General features: G+C 72.3%; 26 protein-coding genes. 14 read left to right on the forward strand and 12 right to left on the reverse strand.

What is annotated here, in order from left to right; all coding sequences use genetic code 11:
* Window positions 1-6 precede the first annotated feature (6 nt).
* Window positions 7-2118: a DPP IV N-terminal domain-containing protein gene (locus tag HHX37_RS31365; RefSeq protein WP_182887748.1), complete on the reverse strand. Its 2112-nt coding sequence runs from the start codon at window positions 2116-2118 to the stop codon at window positions 7-9.
* 42 nt (window positions 2119-2160) lie between these two features.
* Here HHX37_RS31365 and mshB point away from each other — a divergent pair, with 42 nt between their 5' ends.
* The 5 genes from mshB (at window position 2161) to rraA (ending at window position 5597) form a co-directional block, all read left to right on the forward strand.
* Complete coding sequence (mshB, locus tag HHX37_RS31370) at window positions 2161-3066, forward strand: N-acetyl-1-D-myo-inositol-2-amino-2-deoxy-alpha-D-glucopyranoside deacetylase (protein WP_182887749.1); 906 nt, start codon at window positions 2161-2163, stop codon at window positions 3064-3066.
* Between the two features lie 9 nt (window positions 3067-3075).
* Entirely contained in the window at window positions 3076-3522 is a 447-nt protein-coding gene (locus HHX37_RS31375) for a DUF6113 family protein (protein ID WP_111701344.1), read from the forward strand.
* Window positions 3523-3583: 61 nt separating this feature from the next.
* On the forward strand, window positions 3584-4030 hold the full coding sequence (locus HHX37_RS31380; protein WP_182883465.1) for a hypothetical protein: 447 nt from the start codon (window positions 3584-3586) through the stop codon (window positions 4028-4030).
* A gap of 51 nt (window positions 4031-4081) precedes the next feature.
* Window positions 4082-5089, forward strand: a complete 1008-nt coding sequence (locus HHX37_RS31385; RefSeq protein WP_182887750.1) for an MBL fold metallo-hydrolase — start codon at window positions 4082-4084, stop codon at window positions 5087-5089.
* Window positions 5090-5114: 25 nt separating this feature from the next.
* Window positions 5115-5597 carry a ribonuclease E activity regulator RraA gene (gene rraA, locus HHX37_RS31390; protein WP_182887751.1) on the forward strand — a complete coding sequence of 161 codons (483 nt, stop codon included), beginning with the start codon at window positions 5115-5117 and terminating at the stop codon, window positions 5595-5597.
* A 151-nt stretch (window positions 5598-5748) separates the two neighbouring features.
* Here the strand turns inward: rraA and HHX37_RS31395 are convergent, their stop codons facing one another.
* The 9 genes from HHX37_RS31395 to HHX37_RS31435 form a co-directional block, all read right to left on the reverse strand.
* A complete protein-coding gene (locus HHX37_RS31395) occupies window positions 5749-7281 on the reverse strand; it encodes an HNH endonuclease signature motif containing protein (RefSeq protein WP_182887752.1) in 1533 nt (510 codons plus the stop codon).
* Complete coding sequence (locus HHX37_RS31400) at window positions 7278-7505, reverse strand: hypothetical protein (protein WP_182887753.1); 228 nt, start codon at window positions 7503-7505, stop codon at window positions 7278-7280. Before HHX37_RS31400 ends, HHX37_RS31395 begins: the two co-directional genes overlap by 4 nt.
* Window positions 7506-8179: 674 nt before the next feature.
* Window positions 8180-9340 carry a cysteine--tRNA ligase gene (locus tag HHX37_RS31405; RefSeq protein WP_182887754.1) on the reverse strand — a complete coding sequence of 387 codons (1161 nt, stop codon included), beginning with the start codon at window positions 9338-9340 and terminating at the stop codon, window positions 8180-8182.
* Window positions 9341-9425: 85 nt separating this feature from the next.
* Window positions 9426-11303 carry a sigma factor-like helix-turn-helix DNA-binding protein gene (locus HHX37_RS31410; protein WP_182875895.1) on the reverse strand — a complete coding sequence of 626 codons (1878 nt, stop codon included), beginning with the start codon at window positions 11301-11303 and terminating at the stop codon, window positions 9426-9428.
* Between the two features lie 62 nt (window positions 11304-11365).
* Entirely contained in the window at window positions 11366-13450 is a 2085-nt protein-coding gene (locus HHX37_RS31415) for a UvrD-helicase domain-containing protein (RefSeq protein WP_182883458.1), read from the reverse strand.
* 4 nt (window positions 13451-13454) lie between these two features.
* Window positions 13455-14990, reverse strand: coding sequence for a hypothetical protein (locus HHX37_RS31420; protein ID WP_182887755.1), 1536 nt, complete (start codon window positions 14988-14990; stop codon window positions 13455-13457).
* Window positions 14991-15073: 83 nt separating this feature from the next.
* The gene (locus HHX37_RS31425) at window positions 15074-15850 is read right to left on the reverse strand and encodes a class I SAM-dependent methyltransferase (protein ID WP_111701354.1); all 777 of its coding nucleotides are present in this window, start codon (window positions 15848-15850) and stop codon (window positions 15074-15076) included.
* Between the two features lie 168 nt (window positions 15851-16018).
* On the reverse strand, window positions 16019-17110 hold the full coding sequence (locus tag HHX37_RS31430; protein ID WP_310740620.1) for an ABC transporter substrate-binding protein: 1092 nt from the start codon (window positions 17108-17110) through the stop codon (window positions 16019-16021).
* Between the two features lie 65 nt (window positions 17111-17175).
* Window positions 17176-17355 (reverse strand): hypothetical protein, encoded by a 180-nt coding sequence (locus tag HHX37_RS31435; protein ID WP_310740621.1) that lies wholly within the window; start codon window positions 17353-17355, stop codon window positions 17176-17178.
* Window positions 17356-17503: 148 nt separating this feature from the next.
* Here HHX37_RS31435 and fdxA point away from each other — a divergent pair, with 148 nt between their 5' ends.
* The 7 genes from fdxA to HHX37_RS31470 all read left to right on the forward strand — a co-directional run bounded on the left by fdxA (window position 17504) and on the right by HHX37_RS31470 (window position 23016).
* Window positions 17504-17830, forward strand: coding sequence for a ferredoxin (fdxA, locus tag HHX37_RS31440; RefSeq protein WP_111701357.1), 327 nt, complete (start codon window positions 17504-17506; stop codon window positions 17828-17830).
* Between the two features lie 50 nt (window positions 17831-17880).
* Window positions 17881-18960, forward strand: coding sequence for a succinyldiaminopimelate transaminase (gene dapC, locus HHX37_RS31445; protein ID WP_111701358.1), 1080 nt, complete (start codon window positions 17881-17883; stop codon window positions 18958-18960).
* An 11-nt stretch (window positions 18961-18971) separates the two neighbouring features.
* On the forward strand, window positions 18972-19610 hold the full coding sequence (locus HHX37_RS31450; RefSeq protein ID WP_182887756.1) for a DUF4178 domain-containing protein: 639 nt from the start codon (window positions 18972-18974) through the stop codon (window positions 19608-19610).
* A gap of 49 nt (window positions 19611-19659) precedes the next feature.
* On the forward strand, window positions 19660-20433 hold the full coding sequence (locus tag HHX37_RS31455; RefSeq protein ID WP_111701360.1) for a hypothetical protein: 774 nt from the start codon (window positions 19660-19662) through the stop codon (window positions 20431-20433).
* A gap of 11 nt (window positions 20434-20444) precedes the next feature.
* On the forward strand, window positions 20445-21515 hold the full coding sequence (gene dapE, locus HHX37_RS31460; protein ID WP_182887757.1) for a succinyl-diaminopimelate desuccinylase: 1071 nt from the start codon (window positions 20445-20447) through the stop codon (window positions 21513-21515).
* A 166-nt stretch (window positions 21516-21681) separates the two neighbouring features.
* The gene (locus HHX37_RS31465; protein ID WP_182887758.1) at window positions 21682-22428 is read left to right on the forward strand and encodes a TIGR00730 family Rossman fold protein; all 747 of its coding nucleotides are present in this window, start codon (window positions 21682-21684) and stop codon (window positions 22426-22428) included.
* A gap of 9 nt (window positions 22429-22437) precedes the next feature.
* Window positions 22438-23016, forward strand: a complete 579-nt coding sequence (locus HHX37_RS31470; RefSeq protein WP_182875887.1) for a TIGR00730 family Rossman fold protein — start codon at window positions 22438-22440, stop codon at window positions 23014-23016.
* 22 nt (window positions 23017-23038) lie between these two features.
* On the opposite strand, the gene HHX37_RS31475 is transcribed toward HHX37_RS31470, so the two are convergent.
* Window positions 23039-23341 carry a hypothetical protein gene (locus HHX37_RS31475; RefSeq protein ID WP_111701363.1) on the reverse strand — a complete coding sequence of 101 codons (303 nt, stop codon included), beginning with the start codon at window positions 23339-23341 and terminating at the stop codon, window positions 23039-23041.
* Window positions 23342-23385: 44 nt separating this feature from the next.
* Here HHX37_RS31475 and HHX37_RS31480 point away from each other — a divergent pair, with 44 nt between their 5' ends.
* Window positions 23386-23844 (forward strand): hypothetical protein, encoded by a 459-nt coding sequence (locus HHX37_RS31480; protein ID WP_182887759.1) that lies wholly within the window; start codon window positions 23386-23388, stop codon window positions 23842-23844.
* A gap of 4 nt (window positions 23845-23848) precedes the next feature.
* Window positions 23849-24445 (forward strand): DNA-3-methyladenine glycosylase I, encoded by a 597-nt coding sequence (locus HHX37_RS31485; RefSeq protein ID WP_396777314.1) that lies wholly within the window; start codon window positions 23849-23851, stop codon window positions 24443-24445.
* A gap of 12 nt (window positions 24446-24457) precedes the next feature.
* Here HHX37_RS31485 and HHX37_RS31490 read toward each other — a convergent pair whose 3' ends face one another.
* Window positions 24458-25228, reverse strand: a complete 771-nt coding sequence (locus HHX37_RS31490; protein ID WP_182875884.1) for a PaaX family transcriptional regulator C-terminal domain-containing protein — start codon at window positions 25226-25228, stop codon at window positions 24458-24460.
* Window positions 25229-25354: the final 126 nt, after the last annotated feature.

The raw sequence follows: 25354 nt of genomic DNA on the forward strand, positions 1-25354 counted from the left end.
TCATGTTCAGCCGGTCATGTTCAGGGACTTCTTGAGGAAGTCGAGCTGCAGGAGCAGCAGGTTCTCGGCGACGACCTCCTGCGGGGTCATGTGCGTGACGCCCGACAGCGGGAGTACGGTGTGCGGGCGCCCCGCCGCGAGCAGGGCCGACGACAGCCGCAGCGTGTGCGCGGCGACCACGTTGTCGTCGGCCAGGCCGTGGATCAGCAGCAGCGGGCGCTCCTGCTTCCCGGTCTCACTCCCGGCGCCCTTCTCGGCGTCGCCCAGGAGGGACGACCTCTCGTAGTGGCCCTCGTCCGGGTGGCCGAGGTAGCGCTCGGTGTAGCAGGTGTCGTACAGCCGCCAGTCGGTGACCGGCGCCCCCGCGACGGCGGCGTGGAACACGTCCGGGCGGCGCAGCACCGCGAGCGCGGCGAGGTAGCCGCCGAACGACCAGCCCCGGATCGCCACCCGCGACAGGTCGAGATCGCCCGGGTGCAGGGCCGCCACGCCCTGGAGGGCGTCCACCTGGTCCTGCAGGGAGATCGTGAAGTCGTGCAGCATCTCCCGCTCGAAGGCCGGGCCGCGCCCCGGCGTGCCCCGCCCGTCGGCCACGATCACCGCGAAGCCCTGCTCGGCCCACCACTGGGACTCCAGGAACATCCGCCGGGCGGACAGCACCCGCTGCGCGTGCGGCCCGCCGTACGGGTCCATCAGGACGGGCAGCGGGCCCGAGCCGGGCACGTGCCAGGACGGCAGCAGGACCGCCGCGGCCAGTTCGCGCTCGCCCGCGCGGACCAGCGAGACACGCGGCTCCAGGCCGGGCCGCTCCGCCACCGACCTGATCGAGGATCCCCCTGCAGACGCTGGTCTGACCGACACCGTCACGCCCTCGGTGTCGAGGCTCTGCCGGATGACGAGCGTCGTCCCGCCCGCACGGCGGCCGGAGTGGACGCCCGGCTCGGTGGTCACCGGGCTGAGGGTGCCGTCGTGGTACGTCCACAGGTGGATCTCGGTGGAGTCGCCGCTCGCCTGGAAGAGCACCGTGTCACCGTCCACGTCGAGCACCGCGCGGACCTGCAGCGACGGCGGCGTGACCGGCTCGGAGCCGACCACGAGGCGGCGCCCGCCCTCGGCGTCGGCCACCCAGACGAGCGTCCCGCCGGACAGACGCGCCGGCACGCCGGGGACGATCTCCACCCAGGCCGGATCGGTGTCCTCACGCAGGATCGTCGTCTCGCCCGTGTCCGGGTCCGCCGACAGCAGGCGCATGCTCCTCTGGTCCCGCGAGAGCGTCACGAGCGCGAGGCCGTGGGCGTCCCACACGGCCGTCGCCAGGTACTCCTGCTCGAACGGCACCTCCGTACGCGTGCCGTCCAGGCCGATGACCCACAGCGTGACCTCGGCGTTGGCCGTGCCGGCGGCGGGGTAGCGCTGGGGGACGGGCTCGCGGGAGGGGTTGGCCGGGTCGGCGATGTGCCAGAGCGCGACCGGCGCCTCGTCCACCCGGGCCACGAGCAGGCGGTCCCCCGAGGGCGACCACCAGTAGCCGCGCATCCGGTCCATCTCCTCGGCCGCGATGAACTCCGCGAGGCCGTAGGTGACCGTGTCGCTCTCCGGCTCGGCGAGCGTGGTGTCGGCGCCTGTGCCGGCCCCGCTGCCGATCTCCAGCACGTGCAGGGCGCCGCCCGTCACGTACGCCACCCGCGTGCCGGTGGGGTCGAGGCGGGGGTCGATGACCGGCCCCGCCGCCGGGAGCCGCCGCACCTCGCCCGTGGCGAGTTCGGCGAGGTACAGCTCGCCGGACAGCGCGAAGACGGCGAGCCGCGTCTCCCGGTCGGTGGCGTACGCCACCACGCCGCCGGCCGACTCCCGCGACCGCTCACGGCGGGCGCGCTCCTCCGGCGGCAGGTCCTCGTCGGCCGCGCCGAGCGCGAGCGGGTCGACGACCAGCCGCTCGGCGCCGGTCGCGCCGTCGGACTGCACGTCCAGCTCCCACAGGCACGTCACCGGATCGGTGCCCGACCTCGTCCTGAGGAAGACCACACGACCCCCGTCGGGGGAGATCGTGAAGCCGCGCGGCACCCCGAGGGTGAACCGCCGGGTCCTGGCATGCAACCGTGGGAAGCTCTCCGTCATAGCTCCTCATACTGCCAGCAGGAGGGCACTACCCTCGGAGGCATGACTGACCGCCGTCTGCTGCTCGTGCACGCCCACCCCGACGACGAGACCATCGGCACCGGCGCGACCATGGCCAAGTACGCCGCCGAGGGCGCCCATGTGACGCTCGTGACCTGCACCCTCGGCGAGGAGGGCGAGGTCATTCCCCCGGAGCTCGCCCACCACGCGGCCGACCGGGACGACACCCTCGGCACGTACCGCATCGGCGAGCTCACCGCGGCGTGCAAGGCGCTCGGCGTCACCGATCACCGGTTCCTCGGCGGCGCCGGCCGCTGGCGCGACTCGGGGATGATGGGCGGGGCGGCCAACGACCGCCCCGGCTGCTTCTGGCGGGCCGGCCTCGACGAGGCCGCGGGCGAGCTGGTCAAGGTGATCCGGGAGGTCAGGCCGCAGGTGCTCGTCACCTACGACGAGAACGGCTTCTACGGCCACCCCGACCACATCCAGGCGTACCGCGTCTCCTGGCGGGCCTTCGAGCTGGCCGCCGACCCGGAGCACCCCGGCGGGGAGCCGTGGCGCGTCGCCAAGTTCTACTGCACCGCGATGCCCAGGTCCGTGCTGCGGCGTACGACGGAGACGATGCGCGAGACCCGCGTCGGCTTCTGGGTGCCCGACTCGGTCGAGGACCTGCCGTCGTGCCCCGACGAGGACGTGACGACCGAGATCGACGCCCGGCCGTACGTCGAGGCCAAGGTCGACGCGATGCGGGCGCACGCGACCCAGATCGCGGTCGACGCGCCCTGGTTCGCGTTGTCGAACAACGTCGGCCAGCAGATCCTCGGGGTCGAGCACTACATCCTGCGCGCGGGGGTGCCCGGGCCGCCCGGCATCGGCGTGCCCCCGGAGGCGGGAGGCATCGGCGAGCCGTACGACCGCGAGAGCGACCTGTTCTCCGGCATCGGCTAGGTTGGCGCTATGACCCCGGAGACCGAGGAGACGCAGGTCGGGGCCGAGGACGGTCCCGGCCCTGACGCCGGTCCTGTGGCCGGGGCCGTGGCAGGCGCGGCCTACGGCATGCTCTTCCTGCTGGGGCTCGTGCTGGGGGTCGTCGGCGGCTTCCAGCACGCGTGGTACCTGGGCGGGCTGCCGATCGCCGCGATCGCGTGGCTGGTCGTGCTGTTCGCCCTGCCGTACGCGATGGGCAGGATGATGGGCGGCAAGCTGGGGGCCCTCGTCCCGGCCGCCGGCTGGCTCCTCGTGTCGTTCGTGCTGTCCACGCCGCAGCGGGCCGGCGACCTCGCGATCGCCGGGAACCCCGCCGGCTACTGGTACCTCTACGGCGGCGTCCTCGCCGTCGCGGCCGCCGTGGCCGTGACCCGCTCCACCGGCTCCTGGCTGCTGCGGTCGTACGGCCGGGCGTGAGCTTGTCATGTAGCCTGCCCGGCAGCTTGCCCGGCTCCGGAGAGTCGCCGATCCTGGGGACATGCGGCGGTCGCACCGGGTCCGGCAGGTCATCAACTACGCCAATCTCTCCACGCCCCTCGGCCTGCTGATCGCGAGGCTCGGCCGGGCACGCACGTGCAGGGGGGAGCGAGGGCTCGTCTACGCGCACGGCTACCGGATCCCGTTCCCGGTCGCCGGGGCCTTCACGGTCGGCAACGTGATCCTCACCAAGTACGGCGAGGGCTATCTCACCGGCCGGCTGCTCGACCACGAGGCGCGCCACGCCACGCAGTACGCCTTCTGCGTCGGCCTGCCGATGGTCGTGCTGTACCTCGTCGCCTCGGCGGTCTCGTTCGCCCTCTGCGGCCATCCGGGTTCGTGGAACCTCTTCGAACGGATGGCCGGCCTCGACGACGGCGGCTATCCCCGGCTGCGTCCCCTGTGGGCGAGGGCGCGATGGAGGGGGAATCGAATCCGCCGGTCGTAGGAGGAATATTTCCGGTCTCGTGGGGATCATGAGAGCGGAAGGGAGTTCCCCATGTCGCAGACGATCCAGCCGGAGAGCCCTGAGGCCCCAGAAATACGCGTTTCTTCCGATGTCGTCGTACGGCCCGCCACCACTCCCCGCCGGTGGCCGTCGAGCTTCGCCGACCGGCTGACCGCTCCCCTCCCGGACTTCCGAGAGGTGACGAGCGTCATGTGGCACGGGCAGCTCAGGCCCGACATCGGCGACGGCGACCAGATTCCTGTCCAACGTGTGGGCCTGCCCCGCGCCGCCGCGACCGAGACCATGGTGACCTGGGTCGGCCACGCGACGTTCGTGCTGCAGATCGGCGGGCTGACCGTCCTGACCGACCCGGTGTGGTCCCGGAAGATCCCCGGAGTGCGCCAGCGGCTGACCCCTCCCGGCGTCGCCTGGTCGGACCTGCCCAAGGTCGACGCGGTCGTGATCAGTCACAACCACTACGACCACCTCGACGCGCCGACCATCCGCCGCCTGCCGCGAGACACGGCCGTCTTCGTGCCCGCCAGGCTCGCGGCCTGGTTCCGGCGCCGGGGCTTCCACAACGTGACCGAACTGGACTGGTGGGAGTCGGCCCGCCTCGGCGAGGTGTCGTTCGACTTCGTCCCGGCCCACCACTGGAGCCGCCGTACGTTGTGGGACACCTGCCGGACACTGTGGGGCGGCTGGGTGCTCAGCTCCTCCGAGCACCGGGTCTACTTCGCGGGCGACACGGCCTACGGGGAACGGTTCGCCCAGATCGGTGAGCGTTATCCGGGCATCGACCTCGCCCTCATGCCCGTCGGGGCCTACGATCCCCGCTGGTTCATGAAGGTCTCCCACGTCGATCCCGGGCAGGCCGTACAGGGATGCATCGACGTGGGCGCCCGGCGGATGGCGACGATGCACTGGGGCACCTTCGTGCTGTCCGGCGAGCCGCTCCTGGAACCGGTGCGCGAGGCCCGCGCCGCCTGGGAGTCGCGCGGCCTCGACCCCGGCGACCTGTGGGACCTGGCGGTCGGCGAGAGCCGTAGGCTGCCCTGACGAGGCGCTTTGGCACAATTTCCGCATGAGCTTCGCCACCGCTGATCTCTACGACGCCCACGGCGACGCGCTGCGCAGTTGCCTCACCCAGTTCCGTTCGTACGGCTCGCGTCCGCGGTTCTCCGGCCGGATCTCCACCATCCGTTGCCTGGAGGACAACGCGCTGGTCAGGCAGGCCATCGGATCGCCGGGCGAGGGCCGGGTGCTGGTGGTCGACGGCGGCGGGTCGTTGCGTACGGCGCTGCTCGGCGACGTGATCGCGACCGCCGCCCTGAAGCACGGCTGGGCGGGCGTGGTCGTCAACGGCGCCGTACGCGACACGGCGGCGCTCGCCGGCCTGGACTTCGGCATCAAGGCACTTGGTTCCAATCCCCGCAAGAGCGCCAAGACCGGCCTGGGGGAGGTCGACGTCCCGGTGACCTTCGGGGAGGTCACGTTCACCCCCGGCGAATGGCTCTACAGCGACGAGGACGGCATCCTCGTCGCCCCCGACCGCCTCGACCTCTGACCGGCCTCGGCTTCTTACCGATGCTGGCTTCTGGCCGATGTCGGTTTCTGACCGGCCTCGACCTTTGACCGGCCTCGACCTCTGACCGGCCTCGACCTCTGACCGGCCTCGACCTCTGACGGCCCGCCCGGCTCCCACGCGCCGCCCGCCCCTATACCCGCAGTCGTGTGGTGCGGGGGTTGCGGTAGGTGAAGGCCCAGCGGTCGGTTCCGATCTTGCGGCGGGTGTAGCGGGTGGGGTGGCGGTAGCGGTCGCGGTTGTGGAACTGGCACGCCGGTCCCAGCAGTTTGAGGTCGGTCAGTCCGCCGCTGCACCAGTCCTCGGCGTGGTCGATCTGGCACATCGTGGCGGGCAGCGGGCAGCCGTCCACCCAGCAGGTGGCATACCGCGCGAAGACCGCCCGCCGCTGAGCCGGGGTCGCGAGGCGAACCTTGCGGCCCATGTCCAGCACCTGCCCACCGGCGTCCATCACGATCCGCACCAACGTGCTGGTGCGAGCCAGCCGGTGCACGCTGGAGGCGGGCAGCAGATGCCCGGTCGCCAGGATCAGCCCCGGCAACCCCCGCAACCACACCCCCGGCGGCGGACTGTTCACCCCCACCCCCTCCCAGGCATCACCTTCCCGCCGGACGCTGCCTCCCAGCCACGCCCGGCCTCCCGGCCAGGTCTCGCGCCCCACCCGGGCGTCTCCTCCCAGCCAGGTGCCCATCGGGCCGGTGCCCGACAGGTCGGGATCAGGACCAGGGCCTGGGTAGGTGCCGGAGCGGTCGGGGCCAGGGCCGTCGCTCGGATCGGTGTCTGAGGGGCCGCTGGTGGCATGGTCCGCTGTGGGGTCGCCTGAGGGGTCGGCTGTGGGGTCGTCTGAAGGGCTGGCTGTGGGATCACCTGAGGGGTCGGTGCCTCCGGGCTCGCGTGAGGGTTCGTCGGCTGAGGGTTCGTCGGCTGGGGGGTCGTCGGGGAGGCTTTCGGCGTTGACCAGCACCAGGAGCTCGGTCGCGATCTTGTTCTCCAGGAACGCGATGACCGCATCGGCGTTCCGCACGCTCGGGGTGCGGTCGTCGCCCTCGGCCTTGGGCCTGGCGTAGACGTCCAGCAGGTGCTGCATCCGCGCGGCGGCTTCGACCGGGAGGTAGAACTCTCCCTCCAGCCCGCCGTTCCGGCGCCGCCGGACCCGGAAGAAGCGGCGGTCGAAGTCGGCCTGCTCATCGCTTTCGTGGCCGTCGGGGTCCAGCACCGCCCGCAGATACCGCCCCGCCTTGGCCACCTCCGCCGCACCCGCCGAACCCGCCAACTCCAGCAAAATCCCCTCAGCGGTGATCGCCTGCTCATCAGCCAACCCCGCCGTGGCCGTGCAGATCGCCTCCACGATCCCCTCGGCCAGGCTGCCCTCCGCGAACCGCTCACGCACCCGCGACAGACGACCCAACTCCATGCCCATCGTCACCAACCGACCGGCTCCGGGGATGGTCATCCCGCCGACCGAGCGCAGCCACAATTTGGTGGAGGCGTGCCCATGGTTCTTCGCCTCTCCGGACCGATGCACCCGGCCCACCCGAGCGGCCAACGCCGAAGTGATGCGATCGCGGGCCGCCAGCAGCTCCTCCGCCTCGGCCAGACACACCTCCGCCGACTCAGGCACCGGCACCAGCGCCACCGCCCGCGCCGCCTCACCAACCGCCGTCACCGCCACCCACGACGATGCACCGCCGCCACCAGCACCAGAAGCATCCTGATCACGGCCTGCATCGTTCCGGCCAGCGCCCGCGGCACCGTCCGACGCACCACCGGGAACAGCACCAGAAGCGCCACCAGGAAAACCGCCCGGATCGCCCGCCAAAGCGCAGTAGGGAACGCCAGCGGGATCGTCGCTCCAGGCTCCTCCTCCGACGCCGTCAGGAGAGACACCACTCGCGGTCTCATCACCGGTGAAATCAGTATCGGGCGCGTTGCCGCCACGAGTCTCGAATGCGCGGTGGAAGTTGGGCGTTTTCGCCGAATCGTCGAACCGGCTCGCGTGCTTGCGCACATCGGGATCGACGATCGGCACATATTCACGGGCAAGTGCGCCCTCGGACGACCAAAGGGGCGAGTTGGCGGTGAGCTGATCCCACCAGTCGCCATCACCATTATCGTTCGAACGACGGAGGTGCTCAGGATCAGTGTCGAACAGATCCATCACGTCTCCTCACCGCTCACTGATTCGAAAGCCTGTATGAATTCTTTCATACCAGTGCGCCGTGAACACCTCTGCATGGCGATTTGTTGGAGTCACAAATCGGCGGTCTATTAACGTGTTTCAGCCATTTGTCGGGCGATTTGTCGCCAGGGGATGCCGGATGATGCGGCAGCTCGCCGCCCGCAGTTCCGTCTCGCCCGCAGCGGACCGCAGCGGACCCGCGTTGGACTCGCGGAACAGGCCGCCGAGAGGCGCGCTCGCCGCCGCTTAGGCGTGCGGGTTGTTACCACCGAGACGGCTCCCGGAACTCAAGCCGGCGGTGCTCTCGAAACAGAGTCGGCAGGACGCTTGGAATCGAGCCGGCAGGCGCTCGGAACTCGGCCTGCCCGGAGCGCTGCCGTGGAGGTCAGATCCTGCCTATTTCGGCGGGCAGGTCGAGGGCGAGCACGTGGTCGAAGTGGAGGAAGGTCTCGAACTTGGCTCCCGGCGCGACCGACTCGTCGGTCTCCAGGTCGCCGAGCAGGCGCAGGGCCTCCGGGGTGTCGAGATCATTGTCCAGCGCACTCTGGACGCGTTCGGCGTGCGCGGCGTCGATCGGGCGGCTGGGCGACTCCGCCCACTCGGCCACGCTCCGCCGCAGGCGGCGCAGTTCCGCGTCGGCCGTCTTCAGGGTGTCCCAGGTGAGGTCCACCTGCTGCCGGTAAGGGTGCCGCAGCAGGGCCAGCCGTACGGCCAGGGGGTCGAGCCCCGCCGCGGCCACGCGGGACGGCGTCAGGGCGCCGCCAGAAGAACCGCCAGAAGAACCATCAGGAGAACCACCGGGAAAGTCACCTTCAGACTCACCAGACGAGCCGCCGTTGGAGCCCACCGGCCGGCCCTCGAACAGCAGGCGTCCGGCGTGCGCCCAGTGGGCGGCCGCCTCTTCGCCGGTGGCGGCGTTCGACTGGGCCCGCACCCTTTCGTGGTGCGGGGAGCGCAGGTCGTCGCCGCCGACGTAGAGGTCGAAGCGCGGCCCGAGGAACCGCAGCGGCGTCGCCGTGCACTCGATGTCGCGGCTCGGCAGCCCGCGTCCCCAGGGCGCGTCCCAGGCCGCGCCGACGCCGTCCTCGTCACCGGGCTCCCACAGCGTCCAGTCGCCGGAGGCCGCTTCACCGCGGATTTCCCCATGGGAGGGGAAGGACGCCGCGTCGAACAGCACCGCCCCCTCCGGGGTGGCGTACGCGTGGCCGCGCTCGATGAGCCGTCCGATGAGCTCGATGATCAGGCCCATGGTCTCGCTGGTGCGGGGGGAGTGCTCGGGCACGCGCAGGTTGAGCGCGAGGGACTCGGCTTCGAGCGAGGCTCCGTCGTCGCTCCCGTGCCCGAGGTCGTAGACGTTCCGGCAGGCGAGCACGCGCAACCCGGCCCGCTCGCTGAGGCGGCGGATCAGGTCGGCGAGCAGATGCGGGCGCGGGTCGCCGAGACCGGCGGGCCCGTGTGCGGCGCAGGTGTGCATCCGCAGGATCCGCGAACCCGCCGGTACGAGGGGCACGATCTGCCGGGTCAGGGTGTCGTGGAGCCGCAACATGCCTTGAGCCTACGTGCTGCGCCCGGCGTCCCCTTCACCCGAGCAAGGAACCTGAGTCAGGAAGCCCTCGGTCAGGAGAGGAAGGTCAGGACAGGAAGCGGAGGATCTCGCGGTCGCCGCGGTCGCGCAGGCGGTCGAGCACCTCTTCCCGGCCGGTTCCCTCGGCCAGGCCGATGCGCGCGCCGATGAGGCGCAGCCCCTCGGCCTCGGACGCCACCGGCGCGGTGTACCCGATCAGGTGCAGGGCCTGGTTGATCGCGGGCAGCCCGGCCGCGGCGGCGGGCAGGAACCGGGTCAGCAGCTCGCCGCCGTCGGAGACGGTGAGGAAGACGTGGTCGCCCTCGGAGGCGTTGTAGTCGGCCAGCACGTTCCTGATCGATCCGATGGTCGGCTGGTTGTGCCAGCTGATCACCACCTCGCCCGACGAGGTCGACACGGTGAGCTGGCCCCCGGGCGCCATGCCGAGATGGGCCGCGAAACCCGTCGGCAGCGGCGAGCCGGAGCCCCGGAGGTGTTCGGCGTTGACGTCGACCCGGTGCCACCACCGGCCGTCGCGGCTGCGGAAGCAGCGCCGGGTCATCGAGACGTCCCGGCGCGGCTGGTACGGCTCGCCCTGCGCCTGCCCCGCGACCCTGATGTAGCCGCGCTGGGTGCGTTCGAACCCGGGCCCTCCGGCGTACGCCCTGATCGAGCTCTCGCTCACGTCGTAGCGCGAGGTGAGGTTGTCCACGATCGTGCTCACGGACGCCTCGCCGCCCGCGCGCTCGATCTCCCGGGTGATCATCTCGCGGATGCCCAGGTACTCCTCGCCGCCCCAGCGGCGCAGGCCGTACTTGCTGCGGTCGAGCCGGATGAAGCGCTCGTCGGCGGCGAGCTGGTTGCGCAGCCCGACGAGGCTGTAGTCCTCGCCGATGCGGGCCTGGATCTCCTCCGGCGTCAACGGTCCGCCGGAGACCGCCAGCACGGCCTCGGCCTTGTCGCCCATGCTGCGCGGCCAGGGCACGACGTGCCCTTCGAGTACGCGCAGGTGCGGCACCGACGCCAGCCAGCGCTCGGCCACGTCCTCGCGTACGCCGAGCTGGGCCACCTGCGCGACCGCCTCGTCCATCGGGCGGGGGCCGTCGGCGAACAGCTGGCGCGTCTTCTCCCTGAGCTCGTCCGCGCCGCCCGCGACCAGCCAGCCGTCCACCTGGTCGTACCCCGTCAGCAGCGTGCGGACGAACCGCCACGCGGGGATCGCGAGGGTGATCAGCTCGGTGCGGTGCCACGGCACGGCCGCGGCGAGGTCGTCGGCGGGCACCGCGGAGCCGAGCCGGGTACGCAGCCAGGCCAGGTGGGCGTTGAGCGGCGCGGCGGCCGGGCTCTGCAGCCACTCCAGCACGTGGTCGCGCAGGTCGCGTTCGATCTGCCGGATCCGCTCGCGGGTGACGGAGAAGCGCTGGGCGAGCTCGTCGAGCGTGGCGCGCTGGGCCTGGCCGGGGTGCTGGCCGGACTGCTGGGAGGTGTCGTAGTAGAGCCGGTCCCTGGCGATGGCCCGCTGGCGGTCGTCCAGCCGGGCGAAGATCTCGTCGATGATCTCGGCCATCGGCCGTTCGGGGAGGGCCGGCGGGACCGGGACCCCGGCGGGCTCCCCGGCCGGCTCGGTGGCCAGCAGCCTGTCGATGACGTCGATGAACAGCTTGTGGACGACATCGCGGGGCCCGGGCGTCTGCAGGCTCTCCTCGGGGTGGGTGAACCTCAGCAGCGGCAGGATGTCGCCGAGGACCAGATGCGCCCAGCAGGCGCTGGTGAGGTCGGCGAGCCGGGAGGCGATCTGGACGGTCCCCACCGCCGCGCAGGCCCGGTCGAGGGGGAGTGCCTGCCACCACGCGTCGGGAAGACCGGGGTCGCTCGCGATCGGCTCTACCTGGCTGGGCGCGGTCCAGCGCAGCGGAGGCACGATGTCGCTAAGGCTCAGGTTCATGCAGGTCCAACCGGCGAGGGGAATATATCCGCAGTTCACACTAGGGGATCAGGCCAAGGTGGTCACACAGGCAGGAAGGGACTGGCGCGTCCCGAATAGGACACGTAGAGCAACTCTCCCGCTCGTGTGCACGCCACGTAGAGCAGCCCCCGTTCGCGTTGCAGATCGTGCGCCCGTGCCGTCGGATCCTCGGCGGCCGGGGTCAGCGCGTCGGGCGCCGGCACGATTCCGTCAGCCACGCCTATCACGGCGACCCGGCGGAATTCCAGCCCTTTCATCCCGTGAAGCAAGGCGACTTTGACCGTGATGCCCGCTTCGCGAAGTGCGGTACGGGCGGTGCGCACGAGGTCAGCGGTACGCGCGGCTACCGCGATCTCGGCCGTGGGCACGCCTTCCCGCAGCCATTCGGCCACCGTCGAGACGAGGCCGGCGATCTCCGCCGCCGGGGTCACGTACTCGCGCACCATCGGGCGCGGACCGTGGCCCAGCCCGCGGTAGCCGTACAGCCCGGCGTTGCCCGCCACCAGGCCGTCGGCGGGTCCGCCGCCGCGCAGCCGCACGCCCCACGAAAGGATCTCCGGGGGCAGCCGGTAGGAGAGCTTCAGATGGAACCGGCGGACGGGGATGCCGACGTCCGCGAGCGCGACCCGCGTGTCGAACATGCGCTGGTGCGGGTCGCCCAGGATGAACAGGTCGTTCGGCGCGGCGGGGACCGCGGCCCGCAGCAGCCGCCACTGTGCGGGGTGCAGGTCCTGCGCCTCGTCCACCACGATGTGCCGGTACGGCTCCCGCCCCGGCTCCCGGTCGCCCAGCAGGTCGCCCACGGCCCGCCCCAGCAGCCCCGCCGCCTCGGAGGCGAGCTGGAGAAGGGTCCGCCGACCCGTCTCGCGCAGCCGCCCGATGACGTGCTGGACGGCCTCCCACACCAGGGTCCTCGCCCCGGCGTCCAGCGGCACGCTGCGGCCCGGCCGGGCCGCAGCCTGGTACTCCTCCAGCGTCCGCAGGTCCTGCGCGAGGATCACCTGTTCCCACTCCCGCAGCAGGAACGCGCTGCCGAAGCGCCTGCCCGAGTGCTTCCCGAAGCGCCCGGCCGCCGCCTCCTGCCACAGCCCGGCCAGGTCGTCGGAGGAGACCAGAGCCGGGGCGCGGCCCTCCGCCTCGGCGACGATGCGGTGGGCGATCCGGTCCACGTTCCCCACCTCGACGCGCTTGCGCACCAGCTCGTCGCCGACCATCGTGTCGAGCCGCGCGGACAGCTCGGTCGCTAGGCCCTGCGAGAACGTGACCAGCAGGACAGGGCCGGTGGCCGCCCGAGCCAGCAGGGCCGCGCGGTGCAGCGCGATGACCGTCTTGCCGGTGCCGGCGCCCCCGGTGATCAGCACCGGCTCGTCGTACGCCGGCCAGTTGGCGTACGTGTGCTGCGGCGGGTAGAGGAACGTGCACCAGTGCGGCTGGGCGACGAGCCGCTCCAGCTCGGCGGCGTCGGCCGCGAACGCCGCCCGGTCGGGACTGCGCCGCAGCGCGGTGAGCAGGTCCTCGGGGTCGACCTCGTCGGCCGCCCGGCAACGGCAGGCGTCCAGCTCGCGCCAGGCCGCCGCGAGCGAGCCGCCCCGGGCCAGCGCCGACAGCGGCGCGAACTGGCTGCGCGGGAGCAGCGGCTCCACCGCGGCGAGGTGGGCCTCCGACGTCATCATCCGCAGCAGCGGCAGCAGGCGGGCGTCCACGCCGATGTTCAGCAGGTCGGTGTCGCAGAAGTCCTCGAACACCGGACGGCCGCCGCTCCGCGACGCCCGGCGCAGGGCCGGTTCGATCCGCTCCAGCGCCTCGGCGTCCCAGACCTCCACGATCCCGACGGCCGTGTTCACCCCGAACCGGTGCCGCTGGGCGTACGACCACGCCTCGGCGTCCGGCAGCACGGTCAGCAGCCAGTAGACGTCGTCCTGCCGTACGACCACTCCCCGGTGGCGGTCGGCGAGCCGCAGCGTGGCGACCCGGGGATCGCGGCAGTTGCGCACCCTCTCGGGGTGCGGCGCGGTGGAGGCGTTCAGCAGGAAGCGGCGCACGGCGAGGATCGCCTCCCGGCGGACGGGCCGGGGGAGCGCGTCGAGCCCGTGCAGGAACTCCGGGGAGAGCGCGAGCCGGGGCATCCCGCTATCCCAGCAGGGACAGCAGGTCGCGGTCCCCGCGTTCGCGCAGCCGCGCGAGGATCTCCGGCCGCCCGGCGGGCCCGGTGAGCCCGACCCGCGTCGCGATCACCCGCGCCGCCTGCTCGGGCGTGCCGCCGGGAGCGGTGTAACCGACGAGGCGCAGCGCCCGTCTCGTCTCGTCGCCTCCGGCCGCCGGCAGGTGCCGTACACGCAGCAGGCCCTCCTCGGACAGGGTCAGGAAGATGTGACTGCCCTCCTCGGCCGCGACCTCGGTGAGGATCCGCCGCAGCGAGCCCAGCGACGGCCGGGTGTGCCAGGAGAGGCCGATGTCCCCTGCGGCGCTCTGCACGGTCCGGGTGTCGCCTGGGGCGAGCCCGACGTAGGCCGCGAACCCGGTCGGCAGCATCACCTCGGCGCCGCCGAGATGTTCGCCGGAGACGTCGACCCGCAGCCACCACCTGCCGTCCGGCTGCCGGAAGCACCGCCGGGTCAGCGACACGTCCTTGAGCCCGCTCCCGCGGGGCACCCGCTGCGCGCGTAACTGGGGGACGCTGTCCAGCCACTCCCTGGCCGCGTCGGGACGGACGCCGAGTGAGCGGACCAGTTCGAGTGCCTGCGAGACGGTCGGCGGCCGCTCGGCGGCGGTGATCAGGCCGCGGGTCCGCTCCCGCAGGTCCTCGATGTCCCCGGCCACCAGCCAGTCGCCGGAGAGACGGTGGTCGGGCAGCGTGGCGAGCACGAACCGCCAGGCGGGCACCTCGAGCGAGCGCAGTTCGCGCCCGTGCCAGTCGGCCGCCGCGACCAGCCGCGCCTTCGGGACCGCGACCCCGAGCGCGGCGGTGAGCCGGGCCAGGTGCTCGTTGTACGGCGCCGCCTCCGGTGACGCGAGCCAGTGGGCGATCCGGCCGCGCAGGGCCGCCTCGGCGCCGGCGAGGACCTCGGGGGGTACGGCGAGCAGCTTGGCGAGCTGCTCGGGCGCCGACGGGTCGTCGGTGAAGACCCGGTTCTGCGCCACCATCCAGGTCTGGTCGTCGAGGTCGGCGAAGGCCGCGTCGATCAGCTCGGGCAGGCCGGCCGGTTCCGGCTCGGGCTCTGGTTCGGATTCGGGTTCCGGGGAAGGCTCCGAAGTCGTCCGCGAGGACTCCGCCAGCCGGGCGAAGACGGCGGAGAACAGGGCGGTGAGCACCGGCCGCGCCTTGACGAAGGGCTGGTCGGCCAGCTCCCGGCCGGACAGCGCGAGCAGGCCGTGCCATGATCCCGCCCGGTCGAGCGCGATCGCGACCTGGGGGTCGTCGGCCTCGTCGGGATCCAGCACGTGCAGCGCGGGCAGCACGTCGCCCACGGCGGCGGCGGGCCAGTGCTCCAGCGCGAGGACGGTGAGCAGCTCGGCGAGCGCCTCGGCGTCCGCGACGGCCAGCACCCGGTGCAGGGGGAGCGTGCGCCACCAGGCGTCGGGCAGGCCCGGCCGGTCGAGCGTCCCGATGCGGGCGGCATCACTCCAGCGCAGTGGTGGCACGAGGTCACTCAGGCAGAAGTTCATGCTGTCCCCATCGCTCACAAAGACCAGACCATAGTCTGGCAAATCGCCTCGCCGTGCTGGAGATTCCCGACTCAGTTGTCGGCTCAGTGGCGTTCGGCGGCGAAACGGAGGCGTACGTAGTCGGCCATCCAGCCCGACTCGCGCCGCAGCGCCGGGGCGGCCAGCTCGTTGACCCGCCGGAGCAGCGGTTCGACGGTCGCCGGAGGGACCCGGTCGAGCAGCGGGCCGGCGAACAGCCGCACCCAGTCGGCCGCGCCGTTGGGGCACTCGTCGAGAGGCGTGGGACGGTCGAAGTGTTCGAGCAGCCGCACCGTGAACCCGCCCTTCTCCAGTCGCAGGGCGTACTCGGCCGGGCCGGGGAAGTACCACGGCAGCTCGGGCTCGCGCAGGCCGTGCTCGCGCCAGGCGGTGAGCATGGCCGAGGTCAGGGCCGCGCAGTTGCCCGCGCCGCCCATCTCGGCGACGAACCGGCCGCCCGGCCGCAGCGCCTCGCGCACGCATTCGATCACGGCGTCCGGGTCGCGGCTCATCCAGTGCAGGGCGGCGTTCGAGAAGACCGCGTCGTACGACTGGGCCACGGTGAAGTCGTGGCCGTCGCCGACGGTGAAGTCGAGGCCGGGGTGATGGGCGATGGCCTGCTCGATCATCGCGTGGGAGCCGTCGATGCCCAGCACGTGGGCGCCGCGCGCCGCGATCTCGGCGGTCATCACCCCGGTGCCGCAGCCGAGGTCGAGCACCCGCTCACCGGGGCGGGGGTCGAGCAGGTCCACCAGCGGCGCGCCGACGGGCGAGACGTAGCCGAAGGAGCTGTCGTAGGCGCGAGCGTTCCATCGAGTGGGACTGGGAGTTTCGTACCTCAAGATCGGCTCGCATTCTTACTGGCCGGTGCCGGGATCACCACGCTTCGATCCGCGGCTTGGCCACCACGCCTTGATCACCACGGTCTCGTGCCGACTGAGACTCCTGGGATCTGGTGGGATTCCGGTGGGATGCGACACACTTTACGGCTTCCGCCGCCTCTGCGAGTGTCAGCCGACATCCTTCGCCCAGTGTGTGGCCAGGTACGCCTTGGCCTTGTCCTGCTCGGGGATGGTGAGGATCACCGGGTCGCCGGACGCCTCGGGCAGCCGGGCGGCGGCGTCCCCGTCGAGGGCCCCGCGCGTCTGCATCGCCTCCATCCGCGACGGCCGGGCGTAGGCCTTGAGGAAGAGGTTCTGTCCCTCGTCGGACAGCAGGAACTCCTCCCACAGCCGGGCGGCGGCCGGATGCGGCGCCGCGGCGTCGATCGCCTGCATGTAGTAGGAGGCGAGCACCGCGTTCTTCGGGATCGTGACCCGCCAGGCCGCCGCGCCGCGCCCGCCCGCGGCCCGCGCCGCGTTCATGAAGTCCCAGTCCACCACCGTCGTGGCCTGGTCGGGACGGCCGAGCATGCCGCCCTTGCGCAGCCGCGCGAACAGGTTCACCCCGCGCGCGGCGTCGGGCAGCCCCTGGCCGAGCGAGGCGGCCATGACGCCGCTGAACGCCGACGCCACCTGCCGGGGGTCGCCGGGCAGCGCGACCGTCGTCCCCGGCCGGGCCAGCGCGGCGTACGACGCCGGGGCGGGCACCTTCCTCGGGTCGTAGCCGATCGACATGTATCCGCCGTAGGCGGCGTACCAGCGGCCGTCCTGGTCCTTGGCCTCGTCGGGGATGTCCGCCCAGCCCGTCACCCGGTACGGCGCGAAGAGCCGGGAGTTGGCCACCGCGACCTCCAGCGTGACGTCGAAGACGTCCGGCGCCTGGGCCGTCCCGCGCAGGCGGGCCGCGGCGTCGATCTCCTGCCGGCTGCTCGCCTCCGGCATGACCGACGTCACCTTGATCCCGTACTTGTCGGAGAAGCGGGCGATGATCTCCTTGTAGCCGACCCAGCCGCCCGGCAGGCCCACGACGGTGAGCGCGCCCTCCTTGCGGGCGGCGTCGACGAGCCTGTCCATCGTGCCGAACCCGTCGGCCAGACTGGCCGCGCGGGGATTCAGCGGAGGCGGCGGCCTGTCCGGCGTCCGCTGCCGGGAGCACGCGGAGGCCGCGGCCAGGAGGACCGCCACCGAGGAGATCGTCACGACACAGGCGCGTAGGGTCACGTCGCGTATGCTCCGCCCCGCCGACGCGGCCGGTCGAGGCGGCGCGCTGCGGGATTGCCGCCTGATTACCTCGGCTGTCCGGGCGGCACGACCTTGGCGGCGGCGAGGGTCTCCTCGTCGATCTCGACGAGGCTTCCGTCCCGTTTCCGCACGGTGAGCACCCCGTCGCGCCAGGATTCCAACACGCCGACGGCGTCCCGGTACCCACCTGGCGCCCTGCGCCGGGTGGTCACGCGTTGGCCCACGTCGGCGGGCGTGATCGCGACAACGAGACGGGCTCCGGCCCGAGGGGCCACGACGATTGCCCCCCTCCTGTTCCGGCTGGTAAGCAGGCACCGCAATACTAGGGCTAGCAACCCGCGGTCGAGCCGTGCAACCCAGAAGGAGCCCGAGGTGACGTACGTCATCGCGCAGCCTTGCGTGGACGTCCTGGACAAGGCGTGCATCGAGGAGTGCCCCGTCGATTGCATCTACGAGGGCGAACGCATGCTCTACATCCACCCCGACGAGTGCGTGGACTGCGGGGCGTGTGAGCCGGTCTGCCCCGTGGAGGCGATCTTCTACGAAGACGACCTTCCCGAGCAGTGGAAGGACTTCTACAAGGCCAACGTCGACTTCTTCGAGGAGCTGGGCTCGCCCGGCGGCGCCTCGAAGGTCGGGAAGATCAACAAGGACCACCCGGTGGTCGCGGCGCTTCCGCCGCAGAGCGAGGAACACTAAAGAGTCACCGACCCTCGCGGGCCCGCTCCGTCACGACTGGGGGATTTCCTTTGATCGCGTTGCCCGACTTTCCATGGGACCGGCTGGTGCCGTACCAGGAGGTGGCGCGGGCGCATCCCGGCGGGATCGTCGACCTGTCGGTCGGCACGCCGGTCGATCCGGTTCCCCCCGTCGCCCGCCAGGCACTCTCCGCCGCCGCCGACAGCCCCGGTTATCCCCTGACGTACGGCACGCCGCGGTTGCGTGAGGCGGCCGCGGGCTGGCTACGGCGGCGGCACGGGGTCGTCGTCGACCCCGCGGACGTGCTGCCGACGATCGGCACGAAGGAACTGGTGGCCTGGCTGCCGACGCTGCTCGGCGTGCGGCCGGGGGAGCGGGTGGTCTTTCCCGCGCTCGCCTATCCCACCTACGACGTCGGGGCCAGGCTCGCCGGAGCCGAGCCCTACGCGACCGACGGGCTGCTCTCGCTGGGGCCCGAGCGGGTGCCGCTCGTCTGGGTGAACTCGCCGTCCAACCCCACGGGACGGGTCCTGCCCGCCGAGCACCTGCGCAAGGTGGTCGCGTGGGCGCGGGAGCACGGCGCGATCGTCGCCTCCGACGAGTGCTACATCGAGCTCGGCTGGGAGGACGAGCCGCTGTCGGTCCTCCATCCGGACGTGTGCGAGGGCTCGCACGAGGGGCTGCTCGCGGTTCACTCGCTGTCGAAGCGGTCGAATCTCGCCGGATACCGCGCGGGGTTCGTCGCCGGCGACCCCCGGCTCGTACGGCGGCTGCTGGAGGTGCGCAAGCACGCGGGCATGATCATGCCCGCTCCGGTGCAGGCCGCGATGGCGGCCGTGCTGGACGACGACGCGCACGCCGACGAGCAGCGGGAGCGGTACGCCCGCCGCAGGGCGGCGCTGCGCCCCGCGCTGGAACGGGCGGGCTGGCGGGTGGAGCACTCCGAGGCCGGGCTCTACCTCTGGGCCGCCAACGGCGAGGACTGCTGGGACCAGGTGCGCGCGCTGGCGGACCGGGGCATCCTCGTCGCGCCGGGCGAGTTCTACGGCGACGCCGGGCGTGGTCACGTCCGTGTCGCGATCACCGCCACCGACGAGCGCGTCGATGCGGCGGTGAGCCGCCTCCAGTAGGATCGCGCGCCATGACGACAACGATCGTGATCGTGCTGGGCCTCGCCACGGTCGTCGTCCTGCTGGGTGCCGTGATGGCGAGCCGGCGCAGCCGTACGCGTCAGCCGGTGCGCACCCCGCCCGCCGCCCCGGGAGAATCGGCGGCGCGGGACCTCGCGTCCGATCCCGACTACTTCGACCCCCGCACGATCAAGGTGGGGGACACGGTCTACGTGGAGGCCGCCCGCTACCGGGCCGTCGGCGCGGTGCACTGCGCGGTGCAGGGCGAGCAGTGGACCGACTACCTCCTCGACGAGGGCGCCCGCCGGTACGACAACTGGTTGTCGGTCGCGGAACGGCCGGGCCCGGGGGGCGAGCCGTCCCACCTGGAGGTCCTGCTGTGGACCGACGTGCCGACCCAGGGGATGGTGCCGGCCAAGCACATGCTGATCGTCGACGGCGTCGAGTTCTCCCCGATCGAGCGGGGCACGGCCGCCTTCCGGTCCGAGGGGAGGACGGGCCTGCCCGAGCGCGGGCTGCTCGACTTCGCCGACTACCGCGCGGGTGACGGCCGCCTGCTGTCGTTCCAGCGTGTTCAGGGCGGCCAGTGGGAGGCGGCGTACGCCCGTCCCCTCACTCCCGGATCCGTCCGCGCGGAACGACTGCCCTGATCACCGGGGTAGGTTCTGGATCGTGGAACGGCGCCTTACCAAACCTGTCGTGACCGTCGTGGTCATCGTCGTCCTGCTGGGCGGGGCGATCTTCTACGGCGCCTATCACCTGCTGAAGCGGACCGAGCCCTTCGCGCTCGGGGAACACTGCCTCGTCACGACCCCCGAGGGAACGCTCGACATCGACATCGAGCAGGCCCAGGTGGCGGCCACCGTCGCCGCCGTCGCGGCCCGGCGCAAACTGCCCGAGCGGGCCCTCCAGATCGCCTACGTCACCGCGATCCAGGAGTCCAAGCTGGCCAACCTCCCGTACGGCGACCGCGACTCGGTGGGGGTCTTCCAGCAGCGGCCCTCACAGGGCTGGGGGACGGTCGAGCAGTTGCAGGACCCGGTCTACGCGACCCGCAAGTTCTTCGCCGCCCTGGAGAAGGTGAAGCACTACCGGACCCTGCCGCTGCACGACGCCGCCCAGGCCGTGCAGCGCTCCGCCGACGGCTCGGCCTACGCCGAGCACGAGCAGTCCGCCCGGATCCTGTCCGCCGCGTTCACCGGGCGGGTCCCGCGGGCCGTCCACTGCTGGTACCCGCCGGCCGCCAAGCCGGTCAAGCCGCAGGCGGAGACGGCCCGCAAACAGCTCGTGCGGGCGCTCGGCACCGAGGCGGCCGGCAAGCGCGGCTGGCTGGTCGCCGCCTGGTACGTCGCCCACGCCAAGAAGTACGGCCTGCGCGAGGTGCGGTTCGAGGGGGTCGCCTGGACGGCGGCCGCCGGGCACGACGGCTGGCGCAAGGACGCCAAGCCCACCGACTCCGTCCAGGTGGCGTAAGGTCGGGAGGCATGCGACTTGACCTTGCCGAGGACGTCGGCGCGCTGACCGCGCGGCTGGTGGACATCGAGTCGGTGAGCGGCGCGGAGAAGGCGCTGGCCGATGCCGTCGAGGAGGCCCTCCGCGCCCTGCCCCACCTCACCGTGCTGCGGGACGGCGACGCGGTGGTGGCGCGGACCGATCTCGGCCGGGCCGAGCGCGTGGTGATCGCCGGGCACATCGACACGGTCCCGGTGGCCGGAAACCTGCCGAGCAGGACCGAGGACGGCGTGCTGTACGGCTGCGGCACCTCCGACATGAAGAGCGGGGTGGCGGTGCAGCTCAAGCTCTGCCTGCTGGCCGCGCCGAACCGTGACCTGACCTTCGTCTTCTACGACTGCGAGGAGATCGAGGCCGAGCGCAGCGGGCTGCTGCGGCTCACCCGCACCCACCCCGAGTGGCTCGCCGGCGACTTCGCGGTCGTGATGGAGCCGACCGACGGGCTCATCGAGGGCGGCTGCCAGGGCACGCTGCGCGCCGAGATCACGGTGAAGGGCGTCCGGGCGCACAGCGCCCGCTCCTGGGAGGGCGTCAACGCCGTCCACGGGATCGCGCCGGTGCTGGACCGGCTGGTCAGGTACGAGCCGCGCAGCCCGCTGGTGGACGGCCTCCGGTTCCGGGAGGGGCTCAACGCGGTCGGCGTACGCGGCGGGGTGGCCGGCAACGTCATCCCCGACGAGTGCGTGGTGACCGTCAACTACCGCTTCGCCCCCGACCGGACGATCGAGGAGGCGTTCGCGCACGTGTGCGAGGTGTTCGACGGCTTCGACGTACGGCTCACCGACGGCTCTCCCGGGGCGCGGCCGGGACTGAACGACCCGGTCGCCGCGGCGTTCGCCGCCGCGATCGGCGGCACGCCCCGGGCCAAGCTCGGCTGGACCGACGTCGCGCGTTTCTCCGCCCTGGGCATGCCCGCCGTCAACTGCGGTCCGGGCAACCCCGACGTCGCGCACACGGCGGGAGAGAGCGTGAGCCTGGCCAAGATCGTCGAGAGCGAGCGCCGCATGACGGAGTGGCTTACCGAGAAGGTCGGCGGTAGATAGAAGAAAGTGGCTCTCCTCGCCGGCCATTTGGCGGGGAGAGCCACTTTCGTCCCGAGCAGCACCCTCGTTTCTTAGACGGAGCCTCGGCGAGGAGCGGTTCCCTCCCGCCAAGATTTCATCCAAGATTTTTTCGCCGGTCCCGACGGCGGCCGTTAGCGTGACGGGCATGAACTACACCCGACCCGAACGCCGGCAGGGCCCATCGCTGGTTCGCGGCGGCCTCGTCCCCGAATCCACCCACGACCAGCGCCTGCTCGACCGCCGGGGCCCCACCGGCTGGCTGCACGAGGACCCCTGGCGGGTCCTGCGCATCCAGTCGGAGTTCGTGGAGGGCTTCGGCGCCCTCGCCGACCTTCCCCCGGCCGTGACGGTCTTCGGGTCGGCCCGCACCGGTCCCGACACCGCCGAGTACGAACTCGGGGTGAAGGTGGGCGCGGCGCTCGCCAAGGCGGGCTACGCGGTGATCACGGGTGGCGGCCCCGGGGTGATGGAGGCGGCCAACCGCGGCGCGCTGGAGGCGGGCGGCGTCTCGGTGGGCCTCGGCATCGAACTGCCGCACGAGCAGCGGCTCAACGACTATGTCGACCTCGGCATCGAGTTCCGGTACTTCTTCGTCCGCAAGACCATGTTCGTGAAGTACGCCAGCGGGTTCGTGGCCCTGCCCGGCGGGTTCGGCACGCTCGACGAGCTGTTCGAGGCGCTGACGCTGGTCCAGACGCGCAAGGTGACCTCGTTCCCCGTGATCATGATGGGCGTGGCCTTCTGGGCCCCGCTGATCGACTGGATCCGCGACACCCTGATGGCGTCCGGCAAGATCTCCCCGCAGGACGTCGAGCTGGTCACGGTCACCGACGACCCCGACGAGGCCGTACGGACCATCGTGGAGGCGGACCGCCGCGACCCCAACAAGTAGGGTGTCCGGGTGTTCGTGTGCGTCTACTGCTCGTCCAGCCAGCGGATCGACCGAAAGTACGCCGACCTCGCCCGGGAGGTGGGCACGGAGCTGGCCCGCCGGGGCCACGGGCTCGTCAGCGGCGGCGCGGTCGTCTCCTGCATGGGCGAGGTCGCGCGGGCCGTCCGCGCGGGCGGCGGCCGGACGGTCGGCGTGATCCCCCAGGTGCTCGTGGACATCGAGATCGCCGACACCGACTCCGACGAGCTGATCGTCACCGCGGACATGCGCGAGCGCAAGGGGGTCATGGACGCCAGGTCCGACGCCTTCCTCGTGCTCCCCGGCGGCATCGGCACGCTGGAGGAGCTGTTCGAGATCTGGACCTCCAGGGTCCTCGGCATGCACGAACGGCCGCTGGTCGTGCTCGACCCGTGGGGGCTCTACGGCCCCCTGCGCGTCCTGGTCGACGGCATGTACGAACACGGCTTCCTGCGGCCCGACGCCTTCGACGCGATCGCGTGGGCGACCACCGTGGACGAGGCCCTCGACCTGCTCGAACGGCCGGTCCCGCAGCTGCGCCCCACCGGAGAGGAGCTCGGCGAGAGCTGACCGCCCGGAGGACGGGCCCGGCTCAGGCCAGCCCGCGGCGGGTCAGGGCCGGGGGCCGGCGGCCAAGCAGGGCCTCGGTCATGTCGAGCGCCTGCCGCACGGAGTGGGAGGTCGCGGGGTGGGAGGTCGCGGGGTGGGACGTCCGGAAGACGCCGGCGCCCGCCCAGGCGTACGCCGCGGCGGCGGCGATCGCCTCGGTCTCGTCCTCCGGCAGCGTCACCAGGACGGTGCGCCCCGCCCGGACCAGGGCGGACACCTCCGGCAGCGAGGCGGCCTCGGCCCACTCCGGGTCGGCCGGGTCGTCCGGCCCGATCACCAGCGTCATGCCTTCCATGCTCGCACGCACACGAGTTGTGGCACGATTCGTATGTGCTGGTCGTACTCGTCATCGCCGGGCTCGCCGTGATCGCGTGTGTGGTGATGGTCTCGCTGGGCCATGGGGGTGAGATGGCGGAGTTCTCCTCCGACGCTCCGCCGCTCGGCCTGCCCGCCGCCGGACAGTTAACCCCCACCGACCTGATGACGCTCAGGCTTCCGATCGGTCTCGTGGGCTACAGCACCCATGCCGTGGACGAGACCCTGAACCGGGTGTCGATCGCGCTCGCGGAGCGGGACACCCGCATCGCCGTGCTGGAGCAGCGGGTGGCCGAACTGGCCCACGGACGGCCGGGGGCGCGCGACGCGACCGAAGACAAGACTGAGAACAAGACCGAAGAACTCCCCGGCGACAGGGCCGACGACAGGGCCGGCGACCAGCCCGAGGTGCCCGTGCCGGCGGCCAGGGAGGACAGGGACGGCGACCGTTCCGACGCCGAAGAGACATGGTGACCGAGTGACCACGGAGCTGACCACGGAGGTGACCACGGTCATCCGGTGCGGGTGGGCGGGGTCCACGCCGGACTACGTCGCCTACCACGACGAGGAGTGGGGCCGGCCGGTCCGCGGCGACGACCTCGTCTTCGAGCGGATCACCCTGGAGGCGTTCCAGTCCGGCCTGTCGTGGCTGACGATCCTGCGTAAGCGGGAGAACTTCCGCAAGGCGTTCGCCGGGTTCTCGATCCCCGCGGTGGCGGCCTTCGACGAGGCGGACGTGGAGCGCCTGCTCGCCGACGCGGGCATCGTGCGCAACCGCGCCAAGATCGAGGCCGCCGTCGCCAACGCCCGCGCCGCCGCGGAGTTGCCGGGCGGGCTGTCGGCGCTCGTGTGGCGGTACGCCGAGGAGCCGGGACGGACACCCCCGGCCACCCTCGCCGACGTTCCCGCCCGCACCCCCGGCTCCACCGCCCTGGCCAAGGAGCTGAAGAAGAGCGGCTTCCGCTTCGTCGGGCCCACCACGGCGTACGCCCTGATGCAGGCCATCGGCCTGGTCAACGACCACGTCGCCGACTGCCACGTCCGCGAGGCCGTCACCGCTCTCCGCGGCGCCTGACCGCGGCGGGTCTCAGCTCGCGGCCAGGTTGCGGTCCACGAACGCGGCGGCGGCCGGCAGCAGCCGGGCGGCCTCCTGGTCGAAGAAGGCGCGGGCCTTCTCACCCGGCCAGCCCGGCGGCAGCAGGTCGGCGGGCAGGCCGGGGTCGCGGAACAGGAAGTTGCGCCAGCCGTGCACCAGCTCGCTGCGGACCGCGAAGACCCGGTCGTCCGGGGCCCCCTCCGGCAGCGAGCCGATCAGGCCGGCCGCGCTGGTAAGCCAGTCCTCGTACGCCCTGCCGACGGCGTCCAGGTCCCAGGCGCGGGCGAGCAGGTTCCGCGCGTCGCCCTCGTAGGCCGCGTCGAACCGGTGGCCGGGGATTCGCAGCGCGTCGAGCTCCGGCGACGGCCGCGGCCCGATCCAGGTGGTTTCGGACAGCGGCGCGTACCCGAGGAAGGCGAGGTCGGAGCGGAGACGCTCGCGCCGCGCCCGGTCCCTGACCGGTTCGAGCACCAGGACGTGCCACCGCCCGTCCCAGGGGGTGTCGCCCCCGCGGTACACCCGGGCCGCGGCGTCGTCGAGCCTGCGCTCGCACTTCGGCGTGACGGCGTACCCCGGTCCCTGCGGGAGCCGTACGGGATCGAGCCAACCCTGCCGGACCATGCGGGAGATCGCGGTCCGCACGGCCGGCGCCGCGATGCCGAGCGGCGCGAGCAGCCGTACGAGCGCGGCCACGGAGGCGCGGCCGCCACGGGTGCGGAGGTGGTCCCCATAGAGATCGAAAAGCGCGGCTCGGGCGTTCACGCCACCCAGTGTGGGGTCACGTCCCGCCCTCCGACAACGCGCGCGGTGCGTGCATTGATCCACCTACCGGGGCCGGGCCGTTACCTTTTTGAGCTCCGAGGCGGGATAATAGAACATCACAGAAAC

Origin of the sequence: Microbispora sp. H10885, from assembly GCF_014161415.1 — a bacterium.
GTDB classification, from domain to species: Bacteria; Actinomycetota; Actinomycetes; order Streptosporangiales; family Streptosporangiaceae; genus Microbispora; species Microbispora triticiradicis.